The 15790-nt window shown below is 63.7% G+C and carries 18 protein-coding genes and 1 tRNA gene; 10 read left to right on the top strand and 9 right to left on the bottom strand.

Annotated features, from left to right (window positions below):
- Positions 1–30: 30 nt before the first annotated feature.
- The 4 genes from ACFZ8E_RS15390 to ACFZ8E_RS15375 all read left to right on the top strand — a co-directional run bounded on the left by ACFZ8E_RS15390 (position 31) and on the right by ACFZ8E_RS15375 (position 4426).
- A complete protein-coding gene (locus tag ACFZ8E_RS15390; protein WP_405043180.1) occupies positions 31–1395 on the top strand; it encodes an amidohydrolase family protein in 1365 nt (454 codons plus the stop codon).
- Positions 1396–1629: 234 nt separating this feature from the next.
- Positions 1630–2382 (top strand): bacteriorhodopsin, encoded by a 753-nt coding sequence (locus ACFZ8E_RS15385; protein WP_147841578.1) that lies wholly within the window; start codon positions 1630–1632, stop codon positions 2380–2382.
- Positions 2382–3323: a Brp/Blh family beta-carotene 15,15'-dioxygenase gene (locus tag ACFZ8E_RS15380; RefSeq protein ID WP_405043179.1), complete on the top strand. Its 942-nt coding sequence runs from the start codon at positions 2382–2384 to the stop codon at positions 3321–3323. Before ACFZ8E_RS15385 ends, ACFZ8E_RS15380 begins: the two co-directional genes overlap by 1 nt.
- 398 nt (positions 3324–3721) lie before the next feature.
- On the top strand, positions 3722–4426 hold the full coding sequence (locus ACFZ8E_RS15375) for a L,D-transpeptidase (RefSeq protein ID WP_147841580.1): 705 nt from the start codon (positions 3722–3724) through the stop codon (positions 4424–4426).
- Positions 4427–4991: 565 nt separating this feature from the next.
- Here ACFZ8E_RS15375 and ACFZ8E_RS15370 read toward each other — a convergent pair.
- Genes ACFZ8E_RS15370 through ACFZ8E_RS15360 form a run of 3 tightly spaced genes read right to left on the bottom strand, consistent with a single transcriptional unit; the run spans position 4992 to position 6021 of the window.
- Positions 4992–5210 carry a hypothetical protein gene (locus tag ACFZ8E_RS15370; RefSeq protein ID WP_405043178.1) on the bottom strand — a complete coding sequence of 73 codons (219 nt, stop codon included), beginning with the start codon at positions 5208–5210 and terminating at the stop codon, positions 4992–4994.
- The gene (locus tag ACFZ8E_RS15365; protein ID WP_405043177.1) at positions 5207–5563 is read right to left on the bottom strand and encodes a hypothetical protein; all 357 of its coding nucleotides are present in this window, start codon (positions 5561–5563) and stop codon (positions 5207–5209) included. The genes ACFZ8E_RS15370 and ACFZ8E_RS15365 overlap by 4 nt, the downstream gene beginning before the upstream one ends.
- Positions 5560–6021: a hypothetical protein gene (locus ACFZ8E_RS15360; protein WP_405043176.1), complete on the bottom strand. Its 462-nt coding sequence runs from the start codon at positions 6019–6021 to the stop codon at positions 5560–5562. The genes ACFZ8E_RS15365 and ACFZ8E_RS15360 overlap by 4 nt, the downstream gene beginning before the upstream one ends.
- A gap of 382 nt (positions 6022–6403) precedes the next feature.
- On the opposite strand from ACFZ8E_RS15360, the gene ACFZ8E_RS15355 reads away from it, so the two are divergent.
- The 5 genes from ACFZ8E_RS15355 to ACFZ8E_RS15335 all read left to right on the top strand — a co-directional run bounded on the left by ACFZ8E_RS15355 (position 6404) and on the right by ACFZ8E_RS15335 (position 9881).
- Positions 6404–6910: a hypothetical protein gene (locus ACFZ8E_RS15355; RefSeq protein ID WP_405043175.1), complete on the top strand. Its 507-nt coding sequence runs from the start codon at positions 6404–6406 to the stop codon at positions 6908–6910.
- Between the two features lie 72 nt (positions 6911–6982).
- Positions 6983–7058, top strand: a tRNA-Ile gene (locus ACFZ8E_RS15350).
- Positions 7059–7146: 88 nt separating this feature from the next.
- Positions 7147–7503: a hypothetical protein gene (locus ACFZ8E_RS15345; protein ID WP_405043174.1), complete on the top strand. Its 357-nt coding sequence runs from the start codon at positions 7147–7149 to the stop codon at positions 7501–7503.
- Between the two features lie 806 nt (positions 7504–8309).
- Positions 8310–9131: a hypothetical protein gene (locus tag ACFZ8E_RS15340; protein WP_405043173.1), complete on the top strand. Its 822-nt coding sequence runs from the start codon at positions 8310–8312 to the stop codon at positions 9129–9131.
- Positions 9132–9473: 342 nt separating this feature from the next.
- On the top strand, positions 9474–9881 hold the full coding sequence (locus ACFZ8E_RS15335) for a hypothetical protein (RefSeq protein WP_405043172.1): 408 nt from the start codon (positions 9474–9476) through the stop codon (positions 9879–9881).
- Between the two features lie 28 nt (positions 9882–9909).
- Here ACFZ8E_RS15335 and ACFZ8E_RS15330 read toward each other — a convergent pair whose 3' ends face one another.
- Together ACFZ8E_RS15330 and ACFZ8E_RS15325 are read right to left on the bottom strand one after the other, a co-directional pair.
- Positions 9910–10038 carry a hypothetical protein gene (locus ACFZ8E_RS15330; RefSeq protein WP_405043171.1) on the bottom strand — a complete coding sequence of 43 codons (129 nt, stop codon included), beginning with the start codon at positions 10036–10038 and terminating at the stop codon, positions 9910–9912.
- A gap of 60 nt (positions 10039–10098) precedes the next feature.
- Positions 10099–10281 (bottom strand): hypothetical protein, encoded by a 183-nt coding sequence (locus ACFZ8E_RS15325; protein ID WP_405043170.1) that lies wholly within the window; start codon positions 10279–10281, stop codon positions 10099–10101.
- A 740-nt stretch (positions 10282–11021) separates the two neighbouring features.
- On the opposite strand from ACFZ8E_RS15325, the gene ACFZ8E_RS15320 reads away from it, so the two are divergent.
- The gene (locus ACFZ8E_RS15320) at positions 11022–11516 is read left to right on the top strand and encodes a hypothetical protein (protein ID WP_405043169.1); all 495 of its coding nucleotides are present in this window, start codon (positions 11022–11024) and stop codon (positions 11514–11516) included.
- A 323-nt stretch (positions 11517–11839) separates the two neighbouring features.
- Here ACFZ8E_RS15320 and ACFZ8E_RS15315 read toward each other — a convergent pair whose 3' ends face one another.
- The 4 genes from ACFZ8E_RS15315 to ACFZ8E_RS15300 are packed head-to-tail and all read right to left on the bottom strand — an operon-like array spanning position 11840 to position 15583.
- Positions 11840–12136, bottom strand: coding sequence for a hypothetical protein (locus ACFZ8E_RS15315; RefSeq protein WP_405043168.1), 297 nt, complete (start codon positions 12134–12136; stop codon positions 11840–11842).
- A gap of 48 nt (positions 12137–12184) precedes the next feature.
- Entirely contained in the window at positions 12185–12955 is a 771-nt protein-coding gene (locus tag ACFZ8E_RS15310; RefSeq protein ID WP_405043167.1) for a phage baseplate assembly protein, read from the bottom strand.
- Entirely contained in the window at positions 12955–15063 is a 2109-nt protein-coding gene (locus ACFZ8E_RS15305; RefSeq protein ID WP_405043166.1) for a hypothetical protein, read from the bottom strand. Before ACFZ8E_RS15305 ends, ACFZ8E_RS15310 begins: the two co-directional genes overlap by 1 nt.
- Positions 15053–15583, bottom strand: coding sequence for a hypothetical protein (locus tag ACFZ8E_RS15300; RefSeq protein ID WP_405043165.1), 531 nt, complete (start codon positions 15581–15583; stop codon positions 15053–15055). Before ACFZ8E_RS15300 ends, ACFZ8E_RS15305 begins: the two co-directional genes overlap by 11 nt.
- Positions 15584–15790 lie beyond the last annotated feature (207 nt).

Raw genomic sequence — 15790 nt, 5'->3', positions numbered from 1 at the left:
GTCCCGTCGGCGATCCGGGAGGAGAGTGCGATGCGTCGGAACGCGCTGCTGTCGGCCCTGGCCGTCGCCACGAGCCTGTCCTGCATCGGCGGGGCCGCCGCCAAGCCGCTCGCCTTCACCGGCATCCGGCTGATCGACGGCCTGTCGGCCGAGCCGGTCGCGGATGCGGTGCTGGTCGTCGACGGCGACCGCATCGTCGCGGCGGGGCCGCGCATGGCGGTCGCGGTGCCGTCCGACGCCGAGATCCGCGAACGGCCCGGGCACACGATCATGCCGGGACTGATCTCCGATCACTCTCACGTCGGCATCGTAAGGGGCGTCGACGTCGGCGCCCGGAACTACACGCGCGAGAACATCCTCGCCCAGCTCGAAGCCTACACCGCCCGGGGCGTCACCACGATCATGGCGCTCGGGCTCAACGGCGCGATCATGCCCGAGATCCGTGCCGAGGCGCATGCGGGTCTCATCCCCGGCGCCGACCTGTTCGGCGTCGACCGCGGCATGGGGGTGCCCGACGGCGGCCCGCCGCAGGCGATGGTGCGCGTCAGCCCGGATCAGCTCTTCCGCCCGGCGAACGCCGACGAGGGCCGCGACGCGGTCCGCGCGATGAAGGCGCGCGGCACCGACATGGTGAAGCTCTGGCTCGACGATTTCGGCGGCTCCGTGCCGGCCAAGATGCAGCCTTCCGTCTACGCGGCGGTGATCGACGAGGCCCATCGCCTCGGCCTGCGGGTCGCGGCCCACGTCCACGATCTCGAGGACGCGCGGGCCGTGGTCCGGGCCGGGGTCGATGTGCTCGCGCACGGCGTCCGCGACAAGCCGGTCGACCCGGACTTCGTCGCGCTGCTGAAGGCGCACGACACCTGGTACATCGCGACCCTGGCCCTCGACGAGGCGACCTTCGCCTACGCCGATGCGCCAGCCTGGGCGCAAACGCCCTTCGTCCGGACGGCGCTCGCGCCCGACCTCAAGGCGCGGTTCGACGACCCCGCCTGGCAGCGCGACACCCGCGCGAGCGCCAAGGCGCAGGCCGCGCGCGACTCGCTGGCCACGAACCTCACGAACCTCAAGGCGCTCCAGACCGCCGGCGTCCGGATCGGGTTTGGGACCGACAGCGGCGCGGCTCCCGAGCGCGTCCCCGGCGTGGCCGAGCACCGCGAGCTGGCGCTGATGGTGCAGGCCGGGTTCACGCCGATGGAAGTTCTGACCATCGCGACGGCGCGGGCGGCCGACCTCCTCGGCCTCGCCGACCGCGGCCGCCTGGAAGCGGGTCGCCGCGCCGATTTCGTCGTGCTCGCCGCCGATCCGTCCGAGGACATCGCCGCCAGCACCCGGATCGTCGAGGTCTGGCAGCGCGGGCGGCCGCAGGCGGTCGCCCCGTCTGCCGCGCCCTGACGGCGCGTCGCAGCGTCGGCATTCTGGCGGAGCCTGCGACGCTGTCCGGGCGCGCCGGCCGAGGTCGAGCGCTCGCAGGACAGGGCGGACCCCGCGTTCGCCGAGGCGGCGACGCGCCGCAGGGGCTCACGCGCCTGTGACGCGGCGGCTTGGCAACAATCGGGGGCGAGGGTGATTGGGCAGGGGCGCCACGGTCCCGGGCGCTCCTTTCATCCCCATACCGACGAGAGATTTATGACGCCTCAATTCTGGCTGTGGCTGGGCTTTGCAGGAATGGCGGCAGGCGCCGCCGTGATCCTGTTCATCGCGAAGCGGCGCACGCCCGCCGAAGAAGCTGACGGGATCATCCACGGAATCGTGCCGATCATCGCGGCCTGCTCCTACTTCGCCATGGCGACGGGCCAGGGTAGCATCACCCTTCCGGCCGGTCCCGATGCGGCGGAGGCTGCGCGGCAGTTCTACTTCGCACGCTACATCGACTGGACCTTCACCACGCCGCTCCTGCTCGTCGGGCTCTCGCGCACCGCGATGCATTCCGGCATGCGCCGGCCGGCCGTCGTCTGGGGGCTGATCGGCTCCGACCTGCTCATGATCGTGACGGCCCTGGCCTTCGGCCTGTCCGACGTCGCCGCCGTGAAGTGGACGTGGTTCGCCATCTCCTGCGGCGCGTTCCTGGCCGTGTTCTACGGGATCTTCGTGCAGTTGCGCGAGGAGAACGCCGGCGAGCGGGCCGACGTGCGCAAGGCCTTTCTGCGCAATGCCGTGTTCCTCACCGGGGTGTGGTGCGCCTACCCGGTGGTGCTGCTCGTCGGCCAGGACGGCCTCGGCATCCTGTCGCCGAGCCTCGCGCTGGCGGTGATCGCGATCCTCGATCTCACCGCCAAGGTCGTCTACGGCATCATGGCGACGCTGGAGACGACCCGCGCCGTCGACCGCGACCTGGCGGAGGGGCGGACGGCCACGACGCCGCTGCGCCGGGCGGCCTGATGCCCCTGGCGGCTCGATCGTCCCTCTCCCGCCTCGCGGGGCCCGACGGCGCGAGCCGCCACCGCATCCATGCGGGGGTGACCGGCCTGCCGCAGCTCGCCGCCGCGCTCGTCGCGCTCGGGCTGGTCGCCTCCGCGTTCCTCCCGCGCGAAGCCTCCTGGCTCGTCGCCCTAACGGTCGTCATCGTCCTCGGCGTTCCGCACGGTGCGCTCGACGGCGCGGTGGCGGCCCCGCTGCTGCGCCCGCGCTACGGCCGAGCGTGGTTCGGGGTCTTCGCCGTTCCCTATCTCGGCCTCTCGGCCCTCGTCCTCCTGGCCTGGCAGACCGCCCCGCTGGCGACGCTTGCGGGCTTCCTCGGGTTGTCGGTCCTGCATTTCGGCGAGGAGGATTCCGGCCCGGGCCGACCGTTCGAGGCGCTCGTGCGCGGTGGCCTCCCGATCGCCCTGCCGGCGCTCCTGCATCCGCCCGAGACGGCGGAGATCTTCTCGGCGGTCGCACGGGTGCCGATGCCGTCGCTTCCCGCCTGGTGGACGGCCGCCGCCTGGCTCTGGCTCGCCCTCGCGGCGGTCTGGCTCCTCGGCCGTCGCGTGCGGCCGGCGGTGCTGGCCGAGATATCCGTCCTGGCCGCCGCCTTCTGGCTGCTGCCGCCGCTCACCGCGTTCACCCTGTACTTCGTCGTCCTCCATGGCCCCCGGCACATGCGGGCGCTGGTGCGGGACCCGGCGAAGGCGCCCGGCGTCGACACGATGCCGCGCGCTGTCCGCGCCGCGCTGCCGGTCTTCGCGTTGACGCTGCTGCTCGGCGCGGGGCTGTGGCCGCACTACGCCGCCGGCGCCGCGGATGCGCCGGCCAACCTCCTGACCCTGACGCTCCAGATGCTGTCCGCCCTGACCGTGCCGCACGTCCTCCTCGACCGCATTGCGAGCCGGTCGCAAGGCTGATCCCGGAGCCGTCGACACGCGGATCGCGTGGCGATCCGATCGGATCCGGCTCCGGGCTCGCCCGAGGGACCTCGGCATCGATCACCTACGGCATCGATCCTCTCGCGCCGGCCACTGTAGGCGAGCGCGGCGACGCGCAGCGATCATCACCGCGATCGCCCAGTGTCGGACAGCTCCGAACGCACGCGCGACTTCGCGGCAAGTGCATTCGACCGATGTCTTGAAGTCGCCATCGGCGGACGATCAGAGCCGCCGAGTGACTTTTGCCACACTCCCGACGCAAAAGCCGAGCTTGCAAGTCCCGTCGGCTGTCACCGATCTCGGCTTGGCAGTACATTGGCGCAGCGTCGGTCGGAGCGTGCTTCGATCGGGCCGCAGGACATGGGACGCTCGGGATCATGATCATGGATGGTGGGCGTGCCGATGCCGGCGCGATGGACCGGACCGCTCGGCTTCGGACGGCGCTTCTGAGCCGCAGGTCGTTCCTGGCCGGCTCGGCGGTCGGCCTCGGCGCCCTCGGCCTCGGCAGCTGCGCGACCACCGACGGCATCCTGCTGGCCGAGGCGGCCAAGACCTACGGGCCGATGCCGGACGAGAAGTTCCCGATCCCGGCGGTCGACATCAGCAAGGTCGACCCGAAATACTATCGCCGGACGGTGCGCTACGAGACCAAGGAAGCGCCCGGCACGATCGTCGTCGATCCCGCCAACTATTACGTCTACCGCATCGAGGGCGACGGAGCTGCGACCCGCTACGGCGCCAATGTCGGGCGCGACGGGTTCCTCTGGCACGGCGACGCCTATGTCGGCCGCAAGTCGGAGTGGGCGACCTGGACGCCGCCCAAGGAGATGATCCGGCGCCAGCCGGAGGCGGCCCAATACGCCCGCGGCATGCCGGGCGGCCTCGACAACCCGCTGGGCGCCCGCACCCTGCATCTCTACCAGAACGGCGCCTACACGCTCTATACGATCTACGCCTCGAGCGAGCCCGACACGATCGGCACCGGCATCACGAGCGGCTGCGTCGGCCTGCTCAGCCAGGACATGATCCACCTCTACGCCCGGACGCCGGTGAAGACCAAGGTGGTCGTCCTTCCGGCGTAGTCGAACGTTCGACCCTGCCCGGAAGGCCGAGCCCAGCCGTCACGCGGTCTCGCAGCGGCGTCCTGCGCCGCGTCGAGGAAGGCGGGAAGACAGGCGGAAGGGGTGTCCGCGAGTACGGTCGAAAATATCCATTAGGTTTAGTCCTTTACCCATTTTGCAGCAATGCCTACCCACGTTATCGCCCACATAAGATCGACAAATTTAGGCGAACGACAGCGGACGATGGCGGCCACCCGCGGGGCTGCTAGCGATGTGACCGAGCGGTAATTTCATCGAAACAACTGGCCGGTAAGTGTCGCCTGTCAGGCTTCGGTCAGACCGTCCGCGCCCATTCTTGAGATGGGCCCCTTCCTGCTTCACGCTGGGCGCGGACGTCATCACTCACTCGGCGCTGCCTGAAGCAGGCTGCCGAGGCCCGCGCGGCGAGCCAAGTCCTCGGCGAGCCGCCGACGCTCCCCTGCCAGTGCGAGAGCAGCGTCAGCCTCATCGGCGAGCCTTTCGGAGCGGGCGAGGTCGGCGCGAGCCCAACGGATGTTCGCGATGGCGAGAGCAGCGAGGAGGGCTCTCATCGCCTGTCCCCCTGCCGTGCGGCATCCATGGCCGCCTCCCATTGCGCCGTCAGCTTTTTGCCGAGATCCATGATCGCATAAGCGACCGTGATCAGCGGCTCTGACTTATGCGCCTGGGCTTCCGCCATTATGCTGACGACTTGGCCCCAGCGCGCTACGTCGCGCACATCTCCCTCTAAATCGGCGATGGCCTCCCACGCGGACGGCTTGCTCATCGGCGAACCTCCCGCCAATCGCATCCGACGGTTGCCAGAACCACCGGGGCGCGCGCCATGGCCTCGGCGCCGACCCGCTGCCACCACCCCTCATTCCCGAAGCGATCGTCAAAGTGGAACGTCGCGCCGGGATTGGTCTGCGGGATGTAGTACCCCTCGCCGATCCCCGGATAGAGAGCGTTCTGCAAAGCCCGCTGTTCGTAATGGAGCCACGCCGCATAGCTCTCGGAGCATGGGATAGAGGTTGCTTCGGCCGCCTGTGTCGGCTTGCCAATGAGCGTCACACCGCCGCCGATAAGCGGGAGCGAGACGAGGCCGCGGAGGAACCCGCGGCGGTCTGATGGGCCACTCATGCGCGCACCCGACGGAAGCGAAAATAGTTCGTGCCGTCGAAGCCGTCGAAGGCGCGCACGCCCTCGTCATCAATTCCCTTGTCCTCCTCAGCGTCGTGCGCCTCGTCCTGCACGTCGCCGCCGTGCTCGTTCTCACGCTCTTGGTCGTGACCGTCTTCAAGGTCTGCGTCGCCGCTCAGCATGTCGAGCAAGGCAAGATCGGCCTCGATACGGTCCGCGATGCTTCGGCGAAGCGTCCCGAGGCGCCGATGGTCAGCCTCGGAGAAGTGGCGATCTAGACCTCGGCGGATCGCCTCGATGGCATCGTGCGCGGCTTGGTCTGGGTCGGTAGTCCGCATGGCCCGGAGGGCCAGAGTGACGGGGCCGGGCTGCTTGCCCGCCCCACGGGGTAATAAGGCCGACGGAACGCCAGCCTGGGGTAATAAGGGCGTGCGTGTGCTATGGGCGTGGTTAGCCATGAACAGCATCCTCCAGATGCGGTTGGTGGTCAGGGCCGCCTCGGTGTTGGTAGCACCTAGGCGGCCCGTGCCGTTTCTGATATTATCTACCTATGGTGTTGTCAATATCAAAAACCAAGAGCAAGGGCGGCCGTCCGCGCACCGATGCGACACCCGTGATGGTGCGCGTTGCACCTGCCTTGCTCTCTCCCCTTGACGCCTGGATTGCAGACCAGCCCGAGCCGAAGCCGTCCCGTCCGGAAGCGATCCGACACGCCTTGACGGACTGGCTCACCGGTCAGGGCTACGTTCGGCACCGCGAGGATCCTGAGGGGGCGCAGTGATACGGTTCGCGGCTGTGCTTACAAACCCCAATCTCAAGAACGAAGAGATCGAGCTACCGATGGCAAATGACGACACGCTCGCGAAGGCACTGGCCAGCGTAAGGCAGCAGCTCGCGACCCTTGAGGATGAGTACGAACGGGTCAGTACCGAACTGACTAAGCTACGCCAAGCCGAGCGGTCGCTTGCGTCAATCGTCGAAGGCACGCCGCTGGAAGAGTCAGCCGCCGCGCAGCCGAGCCGTCGCCGTGCCTCTGCTGGCGGGGATCAGCCTCGTGTAACCCGTGGTCCGCGCGGGCCGCGGGCCAACTCTGCCAAGGGACGGCTGAAGGCGCTTATCGAGGAGGCGGGTTCTGAGGGCCTGACACACGCCGAGATCACCGAGCATCTAACGGACGTGGCGTCTAATACCCTGAACACGTACCTCAGCGTGATGTCCAATAGCGGCGAGTTGGAGCGGCACGGAGACAGGTACCGTACTGGTGCTCCAGCCGCAGAAAGCGGGTCTGTCGAAGACGCTGCCGAGGACGATCAGGACGATAGCCAACAGGGAGAGGCAGCCGAGTAGGGGCGCTTACCTCCTACGCCGCGCTGTCAGCAGGTTGCGCCTGTAGGGCGGCGACGGCTATGCGGTTGCGAAGGGCCTGTAGCTCAATGGTTAGAGCCGACCGCTCATAACGGTCTGGTTCCCGGTTCGAGTCCGGGCGGGCCCACCAAGCTTCAAACAGCTCCAAAGGCCGCCAGCGTCATCTTCAATGAATAGAATGGCACTGGTCGAGAGGGGGCCAGCTTTGAAAAGTCGTGATGCGTTTTGTCAAGGCTACTATGAAGATTGATATTGTCGAGTTTGCCCTGCTGCTTCTGTGCCCAATCGGACTGATGCTAACGACCTACACCCTCGATAGGGCGTCGCGCAGCAGTATGAGCAAGGCTGCTCGTAACGAGCGCCGCAAGATAACTGCCACCCTGCTGAACAGCCTGAGTATCGCACTGTTCGGCGCTGCCTTCGTCGGCGGGTTCTTTCAAAGCGATTTCTTCGTTCCAATCGCCATTACGTCGACACGAACTCTCAGTGCCAGCGTAGCGATCTGGTTGGCTGCTGGTTTCGGGGTTGCAGCCCATATCGGAGCTCGGGCGGCGCTGATCGGAATGGAGGATTGATACGCCCGCAGATCGGCATTGGCTCCACGGGTGCGATCGTCGAGGCTGCCAACGCTGCCCTGTTGGCTTGGAAACAGCAGGATCCGGATGTCAGCGGTCCTCGCGTCGTAGCAGTCAATTAGAATGACGGCCTAGTGACACTGGGGTAGTCTCTTCAGACGAACAGCGATCAACCGAGTTGGAAAAATTTAAATTACGTAATGATGCGAATAGCTCAGCTATGTTTTCAAAATATAGCTGACCCATATCGAAAATCACCCTCTTCGGTCCAGAATACGCATATTCCGCCAAGTCGCAATTAAGAGATGCTTTGAAATGACAGCCGAGATCGTAATATTGAATAAATTGGCTGTCGCATTGGCCGCTGATAGTGCCGTAACTATAGCGTCTGGAAGCAGGGCGGAAAAGATTTTCGACTCCGCCGATAAACTTTTTGAGCTTTCTCGCATTACTCCAATCGGCATAATGATATATATAATACTATGGACTTTGCCGAGATTCCTCTTCCAATACTGATACACAAATTTAGAGCAGAGAATACATTATTCACTTCCGTTGAGAATGCTGCCACACAGTTCTTACATTATCTTAACAGCACAGGTGTCGGCGCGCCAGAACGAGTGCAAGAAAGTCAGCTTGAGCAAATCGTTGTACCGTTACTCGATAAGATTTTAGAAAGACGATCGAGTCTTAACAATAATTTTATTTAGACCCTTCCAAAAGATATCACCGCCGAGCAAATTCAAGCGGGGTTTAAATCGATAGTCGATACCCTGCTCGACGCATTTATTTGTACAATATCGGAAATGGAAAACGCCCATTTTGTTGGGGAGGGGCCACTCACATTTGACGAAAATTCGGAAGCAAAGATTACTACGCTCATCAACAGGCGGCTTAACTTTACCGATGCGGATCACGCGGTGAAGGCATGCCAACTCGTAAAGCTGTACATTAGCAAGGCAATGCTATCAAATTTTCTTACCGGCATCGTCATAGCTGGCTTTGGCTCTGGAGAACCGTTTCCGACGCTTGTCTCCTTTGAAATCGACGGGATGGCATGCGGGCGCCTCAAATATATCAGAACAAACTCGATAGATATTGATCGTGCTGGGAAACGAGCCGCGGTAGTGCCATTTGCACAGAAAGAAATGGTTGAGCGCTTTTTATACGGCCTAGACGGGTCAATACAGCTGGATATATCAGAATTTTGCGAAAAATCGGTGACTACCATTAGCCAGTCCATGATACAGCAGTTAGTAATTGAGGACCCTGAGCAAAGGGCTGCTTTGGAGGCTGAGGCGGCGCAGGCGGAAAAGGCTTTTGTAGCCGGCCTAACGGAGAAGGCCTTTCGCGGAATACGCTCTCAGTCACAATCTGCGATAGAAGACATGGTAGAATTTATGCCCAAGCCGGAATTGGCAAAGATGGCAGAAGCGCTCGTTAACTTGACTTCAATCAAACGTCGAGTATCTAGAGGCTTCGAAACAGTCGGTGGCCCGATCGATGTTGCTGTGATTTCTCAGTCAGAAGGGTTTATTTGGGTCAAAAGAAAGCACTATTTCGAAGCAGGCTTAAACGTGCGTTATGCACAGCGCACACAATCTAGTAACTGCGGGCCGCGGGAGTAAGCTAATGCATCGCTTAAAAAACCTCGATCGGCTTCTTGATCGCAAAATTAAAGTGAGCCCATCCGAGGATGGAGTGGAAACCCATGTTTCTAGACTCGCGAAAGAAATAATGGAAACCGAACGAGATATTAAGCGGGCATTTGAAAAAAAGATGACTGATGGTATCAACGCCAAGGTGTCTGGCGCAAAATTCTAATTCGGTTGCTAGATCGATCCGATAAAAATTAATTGCCATAATCAATGGCTTGTCGATAACGATGCCATGCGAACTACCCTCGTCACTCTCGCTTTCGTAGTCGCTGCTGGTTTAGCGCAAGCTAATCCAAGCCGTCAGATGCTGCGATGATGCAGCGGCTCCTCAAGAGGATCGAGAAAGACAACCGCGAGTGCAACGTTGGGATGTCCTACGCCGGCAGGATCGCAGCGACAGGGGGTGCATCATCGGCTCACTTTGATGGTGCGTTGGTTCTCATCTACAGCGTCGATGGCTGCGGCGGTGGCAACAACTGGGGCTCGACGGTTCAAGTTTACGGTGTGAAAGACGACTTGGCGGTCCAGATCGGAAAGCCGCAAAGTTGGTTAATCGTCAAAGGCGCAGACTTCAACGACAAGCGGGCCGTCATCTATGCGGTTTCGCAGGGGCCCAACGACGGCCATTGCTGCCCCACGGAAGGCAAGACGATCGAGGTAACCGTCAGCGATGGGCAAGCCGTGTTCCTTCAGATCAAAGCTTGTCACAACAACAATTGATCGTAGCATCTCAACCACGCCTGGGTAGTCACGTCGCCGCCTCGGCCTGAGCAGGCGCATTGCCGAGATCGTAGAAGCCGTCGTTCTTCGTGGCGTCGCCCTTGCGCTGCTCCCAGGCCAGCATGTTGATCAGGTCGAGCGTCGTCGCATGGCGCATGTCTCGATGCGGTCGCAGCACAGCTCGACGACCCTATCCCTGCGGCTGTCCTACCGGGACCTACTGCCGCCGATGGCTTCGCTGTTCGTCCGCAACGGCCTCAACCGCTGCAATCGCATTCTCAAGCTCGGCGATCCGCTTCAGCGTGCTGTCGGCTGGCATCGTATCGTACTGCGCCGCTTCCATGATGAGGTCGCGTTGGCGAGCTTTGAGGCGGTCGAGGAGGGCGTCGAGCTTGTCCATTATGGGGACGTAGCAGACAACTCCAATTTGGACATCCACGATGGGCACGGGACCGTGCCAAGCCGCCCATCAGCCCTGTTGCCGATGTGTTACAATCAGTAACAAGATTGCTAACTCGAGCCCAAATGGATGTTCAAAGCGGAGCTGTCAGTGGAATAGCAAGCCTCCAATCCGCTTGGTTCAAGCCTCCCAGAATGGGCTGGAAATTGCATGACCGCCGTAAACTGGCTCGCTCCCCTCGTGCTCCTTGCGATCACGCAGACATGCGCCGCACAGGGTATGGCTCATCAGCAACCGACACAGCAGATCGCTCCAGGCGGAGCTGCGGGAAGCGATACACCCCGCAAGCACATCGATCGTCAGAAGGAGCGACAGGACGCGTTCGATCGTGAGTCCAATCGCAAATGGCGCCACTGGGACTATGCTGTTTGCATCGGCTGCAGCGCGCATGAAGGGCGAGTCCGGCACGTGGTCACGAACCCCTTACGTGTTCTTGCTGGAGCCTACGCGGCCGATGACGACTTATCCTCAAGGAGGTCTCGGTTTGTCTCCAGCGCTGTCGGGTCCCGACACCGCCGGACGCAGGTCGCCGTTCGCATTAGCGAAACCCAGCCATAAGGCCGACCGACAGTCGAATATCGGCTGCTTATTTCGGCGATGATCTGTGATGCGATCTATTATGCCCTTCGCGAATTGAACTAAGTCCGCCGTGATCGGTTTTCCGGAAAACGGAGGGTCACATGCGACTAGCTGCCATCGTGGCCCTGTGCTCGATCTGCGTGACCGTGCAAGCCTATGCGCAGGATGGTGAGCGCCGAGATATTAACCCAGGGGTCCGCATCGAGTCAGATGTCGACCAAAAGCCGACCGCCAAGCCGGAGCCCGAGATCAAGCAGCAGGCCGATCTGGACACGTTCCAGCTCGCTTCGGCGCATCGTGAGCGTGCTGAGTCGATGCGCGAGAAGACGAACGGCCTGTGGCAGTCATGGCTTGTTTCGGTCTGTGAGGGCTGTGGGCCGGAGCATACGCCGTACTTCAAGCGGCGCAGTCAGCTAAGCGAGAAAGCACCCGCAAATGCTGCGACTGCCGCAACTACGGCACAGCAGCCTGCTCCGAAGGCGGCGGCGCCTAAGGCTGTGGCCTCTCGTACTGCAACTCGCCGAAGCGTCGCTAGCATCTACGAGGATTTGTCCGACAGCCGCATCGATGAGATCCGGCGCACTCCAAAACAGTAGGCTAAGCCTTTTTGAGGGCCCAAGCTTTTGTGGGCTCAGCAAATCCAACTTCGGCGGATGTCAGAGAGGCTCATCCGTGGATTTGCCTGCTGGGCCGAGGCAGCTCGGTGTCGCAGCGAAACATCATTTCTCAGGCGGTAGACACAAGCATTTGAGCATTTGTGAAGCAAATGCGCCGGCCACGCTCCAGGACCGTAGCTGCCGGCTCTCGCTGTTTTCGACCACCGTGCGAGTGGGTCAGAGCAACGCCTTCGCAACGCGCTCTAAAACCAAGCCTGCAGTTCGGTAGCTAAGCTCGTCAATCCCCGAGCCAAGCCAACTCATTACGTCGCCGCCTCCGGCTGCGCTGGCGCGTTGCCAAGGTCATAGAATCCATCGTTCTTCGTCGCATCGCCCTTACGCTGCTCCCATGCCAGTGTGTTGATCAGGTCGAGCGTCGTCGTCGTGCCGGCGTTCACATCCTGGGTGTAGGCGTAACCGGCGACCTTCAGCGTCTCGGTCGCGCTCTCCGTCGGGAACAGCATGGGGGACCGCACTGTCACGCCGTCCGACGGGTCCCACAGCCCGCCCACGCCCGGCTTGAGCCAGCCCTGGTAGGTGAGCTGCAGTTGCAGGGCCATGCTCTGTAGGACCGCCGCCTCCCAGTTCGTGTGCAGCTGCGTGCCCTTCTAGTTGAGCGGTATCTCGGCCAGCACCTTCCAGGTCGCCCCGGGCGTGCCGCCTTTCACGGTCGCCTTCGCCTGGATCTCAGAGGCCGACCGTCCGAACAGGCTGTCGGAGCCAGGCTGCTGCGAGTTCGAGACCAGCGACTCCACCGCGAGGTGCCGTAGCTGGCAGTTCGCAGAGAGTATGTTCTGGCCCTCGACGAAGGCGACCATGCTGCTGCCGGTCTTCGGACCAGCCACCACGTTGCCGGCCGCATCAGAGTAGGAGAACAGGTTGCGCTGCCGGCACAGCCGCGAGATCAGGTCGAATGGCGTCTCGCCATAGCGAACCATGACGTTCGGGAAGGGCATGTCCCACCCGTCCGATCCGTTCTGGACGCGGAAGGTGAGGCCGTAGGGCTTCAGGACGGAGTTCGCGATGGCATCGAGCTTGAAGCCCCGGAATTGGCCGGTGCCGCCGTTGATGCTGGCTTCCGTGATCAGCCCGGCCTTGCCGTAGCCGGTGACCTGCACGGCGTGACGGTTGGCGTCGAACACGGCCTGCCGATCGCGGATGAAGCCCTGCTGGATCACCACCTGACCGGCCAAGGCGATGTCGACGCGGTCGCCGGGCTTCAGCTTCATGCTGGCGACTGCGCTGGGCTCGGCGCAAACGAGGCGAAAGGATCGGATCCAACCCTCGTTCATGAAGTTCTGCTCGACCTGGACCTGCATCCAGTCGCGGTAGGTGCCGCCCTCGGTACGCACCTCGCAGATGAGATCGGGATCCGGCATCAGATCGCCTCCACCTGGCGGCTCTTCGAGACAGTGGTCTCCTTGAACAGGTCGCCCATCGAGGTGCGGGCCCGGGTTCCGGCCGGGAAGCCGTTGAGGTCGATCGTCATGCGGTGGTCCTGAGGCGGGGCCTTCGCCACCGGTGCCTCGTCGCCGTAGAACCGGCGCATCATGCTGTCGCCGGTGCGCTCGCCCGAACCATCAGCGGAGGCCGTTGCCCCGCCGTCTGAGCCATCGGCTCGAAGAAGCGCGACGCCCTTCCGGCGATGCGGCCCCATCTGGTTGTCGACCTTCTCGCGAACCGTGCCCGGCGCTCCGCCAGCCGCTGCGTCACGCATCTGCAGGTGCGCCTCCGACACGCCGCCGGCATTGATGGCGCCGTAGACCTGGTGGATGCCCATGCCGGGGCGGACGCCGCGGTCGCGCAGGTAGCGCGTGACCGCCTTCATCTGCTCGCCCGGGGACATGTCCTGCGTGACGCCGTACTTTTCGCGCTGCGGCTGGCCCCACTGGATCAGGCCACGATACTGGCCCCACTTCGTCGTCGGACCTCGCTTCCAAGGATCGAAGCTGCCGGCTGTCTCGTAGGAGATGACGGTCGCCAGGTTCTCGGCGCTGATGCCGAGATCCTTGGCCGACTGCTTGATGCCTGCCGCAAGTCCGTCCGGGTACTTGGCCGCGAGCGGGCCTTCCGCTGATCGGCCAGACCCACTTCGATCGATGGTCCCGCGATACGGCATCGGAGCCCGAGGCGAGATCGCCGCGCCGCCGCCACCGCCGGCCAATGGCTGAGGCAGACCGAGCGGGGGGATGGTGCCGACGCCGCTGTAGCTGCCCGGGCTTCCACCGCCGCCCATGCCGCCGTAGCCGGCGCGGTGGATCAGCGGGTTGCCGCCGCCGGTCACGCTTGAGAACTCGGAGGGCTGCGCTGTCGCGCCTCCGGATGTCCGCAGCTTCTCAAGCTCGTCGCCGACGCGCCGAAGCTCCTCCGTCATCCGGTCGCGCTTGCGCGCATAGTCCGGGGCGTTCGGGTTGGCGTCGAGCAACTTGCGCTGCTGCTCAATGGAGTCGCGCTTGCCCTCAAGCTCGCCACGGGTCAGCGGCTTGCCGCCCCCACCGCCCAGCAGCGGCTTGAACTCGACGTTCTTCGACGGATCACCGAGGCCGATGAACTCCTTGAACTTCTCGTAAGTTCGGACGATCGCCTCAAACTCCTGCACTGTGGTGCGGGCGAACTTGCCGATCTCCTCAAGCTGCTTGGCGAAGGCCGCCATCGACTCGGCAGAGCCGAACTTCTCGACGAGGGCCGACAGCTGTTCGAGCAGCGGGGTCAGGGCCTCGGTGCGCAGGCCGTCCATGTTCTCGCGGACCCGGCTCAATGCCGTCTCGAACCGCTGGGCCGCCTTGATCTGCGCGTCCGTGGTCTGACCCTGTGCCTTCAGGATCTCGTCCATCACCTGCCGGTAGCGTCCGGTCAGCTGGCCGGCAACAGCGGCGATCTGGTCCGAGCCGAGCATCATCTCGACGACCTTCCGGCGCTTCACCGGGTCGCCGATCTGCGAGACCGAGTCCATGAAGGTATCGAGCGCCGCCTTCATGTTCGGCGAGCTGACCATCTGCTCGACTAGCTCGCCGAGGTTCATCTGCTGGAGGTCGAGATAGGTTTGGCCGTAGCGCTTCCGCATCTGGCTCATCTCGTCGGCGAACTTGCGCACCCCGCCCTGCATGGTCTCGGCAGACACGCCGAACCGCTCGCCCAGGGCGCTGAAGGCGCGCAGCTGATCGACGGCGAGGCCCGTCTCCTTGGACATGATCGCTAGCTGTTGCGTGCCGCGGGAGAAGCCGCTCAGCGCCGCCGTCATGGTCCCGAGCGAGACGCCTGCCGTGAGGCCAACGAGGCCGAGACCCGAGAGGACGGGCGTCATGCCCTGCAGCGCGGCCGTGGTCTTGCCGAGCGTCCCATGGAAGCCGTCGAAGTCGCGCTTCGAGTCCTTGCCGGCCTGGGTGCCGGTCTTGGCCGCCCTGCCGAGGGCCGTCTCCAGCTTCGCCAGAGGGCCGGTGAAGCCATCCTGGACTTCTGCGACTAGGCGCAGGCGATCATCGGCCATGGGCAGGCTCCTCAACAGATGCAGTAAGGCCGCGTTCAGCGGCAACTTCGGCCGGTGTCACGTGCCCCTCACCGCCCGTTGTCAGCTCCTCCATGGCGGACCGCACCTCGGCCTCAACCAGAGTGAACACCTGCGCGCGGCCCCGCTCAGGTAAGCGGCTGGCAATGCGCGTGGGCATGCTCAGGAGCTTGTTGCGAAGCTTCCTCATTTGGATCGTGACGGCTGCGACCGCGTCGTCGATCAGCACGACCTTGCCGGTCGCCAAGTCGTTCTTCAGTTCGGTGGCAATGGCGAGCGCGCGATCCTTGCGGGCCCGCTCCTGGGCCGGATCAAGATCGCCAGGCTGAGCCGGCTGGCGTCCGGCGGCAACCTCGCGCAAGTGCCCGATGTACTGCCGGCGAACGGCATCGAGGTCGTACTCGCCGCGTGGCGCGCGAGCGATGACACTCTCGTCCAGCAACTCACGGAACCGACGCTCGCTCATGTCGAGATGCGAAGCGGCCTGGCTGATCGTCGACATGGCGGCGGAACCCCTTATGGAAACTGAGCACCTAGACAGAAGCCGAACTCGCGCTGACCCCCGACCCTCCGCGCCCTGGGGAAGGACCCAAGGTTTCAAGCTGCGTCTCTGGATGTGCTAGGCTGGCGACACTTCCAGAGCCCGATGAGGTGCTTCGATGGATAGGAAGCAGCAGTACGAGGTCTTCTTCTTCGCCTTCGCACTTTG

Origin of the sequence: Methylobacterium sp. HMF5984, assembly GCF_045033435.1 — a bacterium.
Lineage (GTDB): Bacteria > Pseudomonadota > Alphaproteobacteria > Rhizobiales > Beijerinckiaceae > Methylobacterium.
This window is presented reverse-complemented; position numbering and strand designations above follow the sequence as displayed.

Excerpts from the sequence above, each read along its gene's own strand:
- ACFZ8E_RS15390 (WP_405043180.1), top strand. The coding sequence starts at position 31 with ATGCGTCGGAACGCGCTGCTGTCGGCCCTGGCCGTCGCCACGAGCCTG.
- ACFZ8E_RS15385 (WP_147841578.1), top strand. The coding sequence starts at position 1,630 with ATGACGCCTCAATTCTGGCTGTGGCTGGGCTTTGCAGGAATGGCGGCA.
- ACFZ8E_RS15380 (WP_405043179.1), top strand. The coding sequence starts at position 2,382 with ATGCCCCTGGCGGCTCGATCGTCCCTCTCCCGCCTCGCGGGGCCCGAC.
- ACFZ8E_RS15375 (WP_147841580.1), top strand. The coding sequence starts at position 3,722 with ATGATCATGGATGGTGGGCGTGCCGATGCCGGCGCGATGGACCGGACC.
- ACFZ8E_RS15370 (WP_405043178.1), bottom strand. The coding sequence starts at position 5,210 with ATGAGCAAGCCGTCCGCGTGGGAGGCCATCGCCGATTTAGAGGGAGAT.
- ACFZ8E_RS15365 (WP_405043177.1), bottom strand. The coding sequence starts at position 5,563 with ATGAGTGGCCCATCAGACCGCCGCGGGTTCCTCCGCGGCCTCGTCTCG.
- ACFZ8E_RS15360 (WP_405043176.1), bottom strand. The coding sequence starts at position 6,021 with ATGGCTAACCACGCCCATAGCACACGCACGCCCTTATTACCCCAGGCT.
- ACFZ8E_RS15355 (WP_405043175.1), top strand. The coding sequence starts at position 6,404 with ATGGCAAATGACGACACGCTCGCGAAGGCACTGGCCAGCGTAAGGCAG.
- ACFZ8E_RS15345 (WP_405043174.1), top strand. The coding sequence starts at position 7,147 with ATGCGTTTTGTCAAGGCTACTATGAAGATTGATATTGTCGAGTTTGCC.
- ACFZ8E_RS15340 (WP_405043173.1), top strand. The coding sequence starts at position 8,310 with ATGGAAAACGCCCATTTTGTTGGGGAGGGGCCACTCACATTTGACGAA.
- ACFZ8E_RS15335 (WP_405043172.1), top strand. The coding sequence starts at position 9,474 with ATGATGCAGCGGCTCCTCAAGAGGATCGAGAAAGACAACCGCGAGTGC.
- ACFZ8E_RS15330 (WP_405043171.1), bottom strand. The coding sequence starts at position 10,038 with ATGCGCCATGCGACGACGCTCGACCTGATCAACATGCTGGCCTGGGAG.
- ACFZ8E_RS15325 (WP_405043170.1), bottom strand. The coding sequence starts at position 10,281 with ATGGACAAGCTCGACGCCCTCCTCGACCGCCTCAAAGCTCGCCAACGC.
- ACFZ8E_RS15320 (WP_405043169.1), top strand. The coding sequence starts at position 11,022 with ATGCGACTAGCTGCCATCGTGGCCCTGTGCTCGATCTGCGTGACCGTG.
- ACFZ8E_RS15315 (WP_405043168.1), bottom strand. The coding sequence starts at position 12,136 with ATGGCCCTGCAACTGCAGCTCACCTACCAGGGCTGGCTCAAGCCGGGC.
- ACFZ8E_RS15310 (WP_405043167.1), bottom strand. The coding sequence starts at position 12,955 with ATGCCGGATCCCGATCTCATCTGCGAGGTGCGTACCGAGGGCGGCACC.
- ACFZ8E_RS15305 (WP_405043166.1), bottom strand. The coding sequence starts at position 15,063 with ATGGCCGATGATCGCCTGCGCCTAGTCGCAGAAGTCCAGGATGGCTTC.
- ACFZ8E_RS15300 (WP_405043165.1), bottom strand. The coding sequence starts at position 15,583 with ATGTCGACGATCAGCCAGGCCGCTTCGCATCTCGACATGAGCGAGCGT.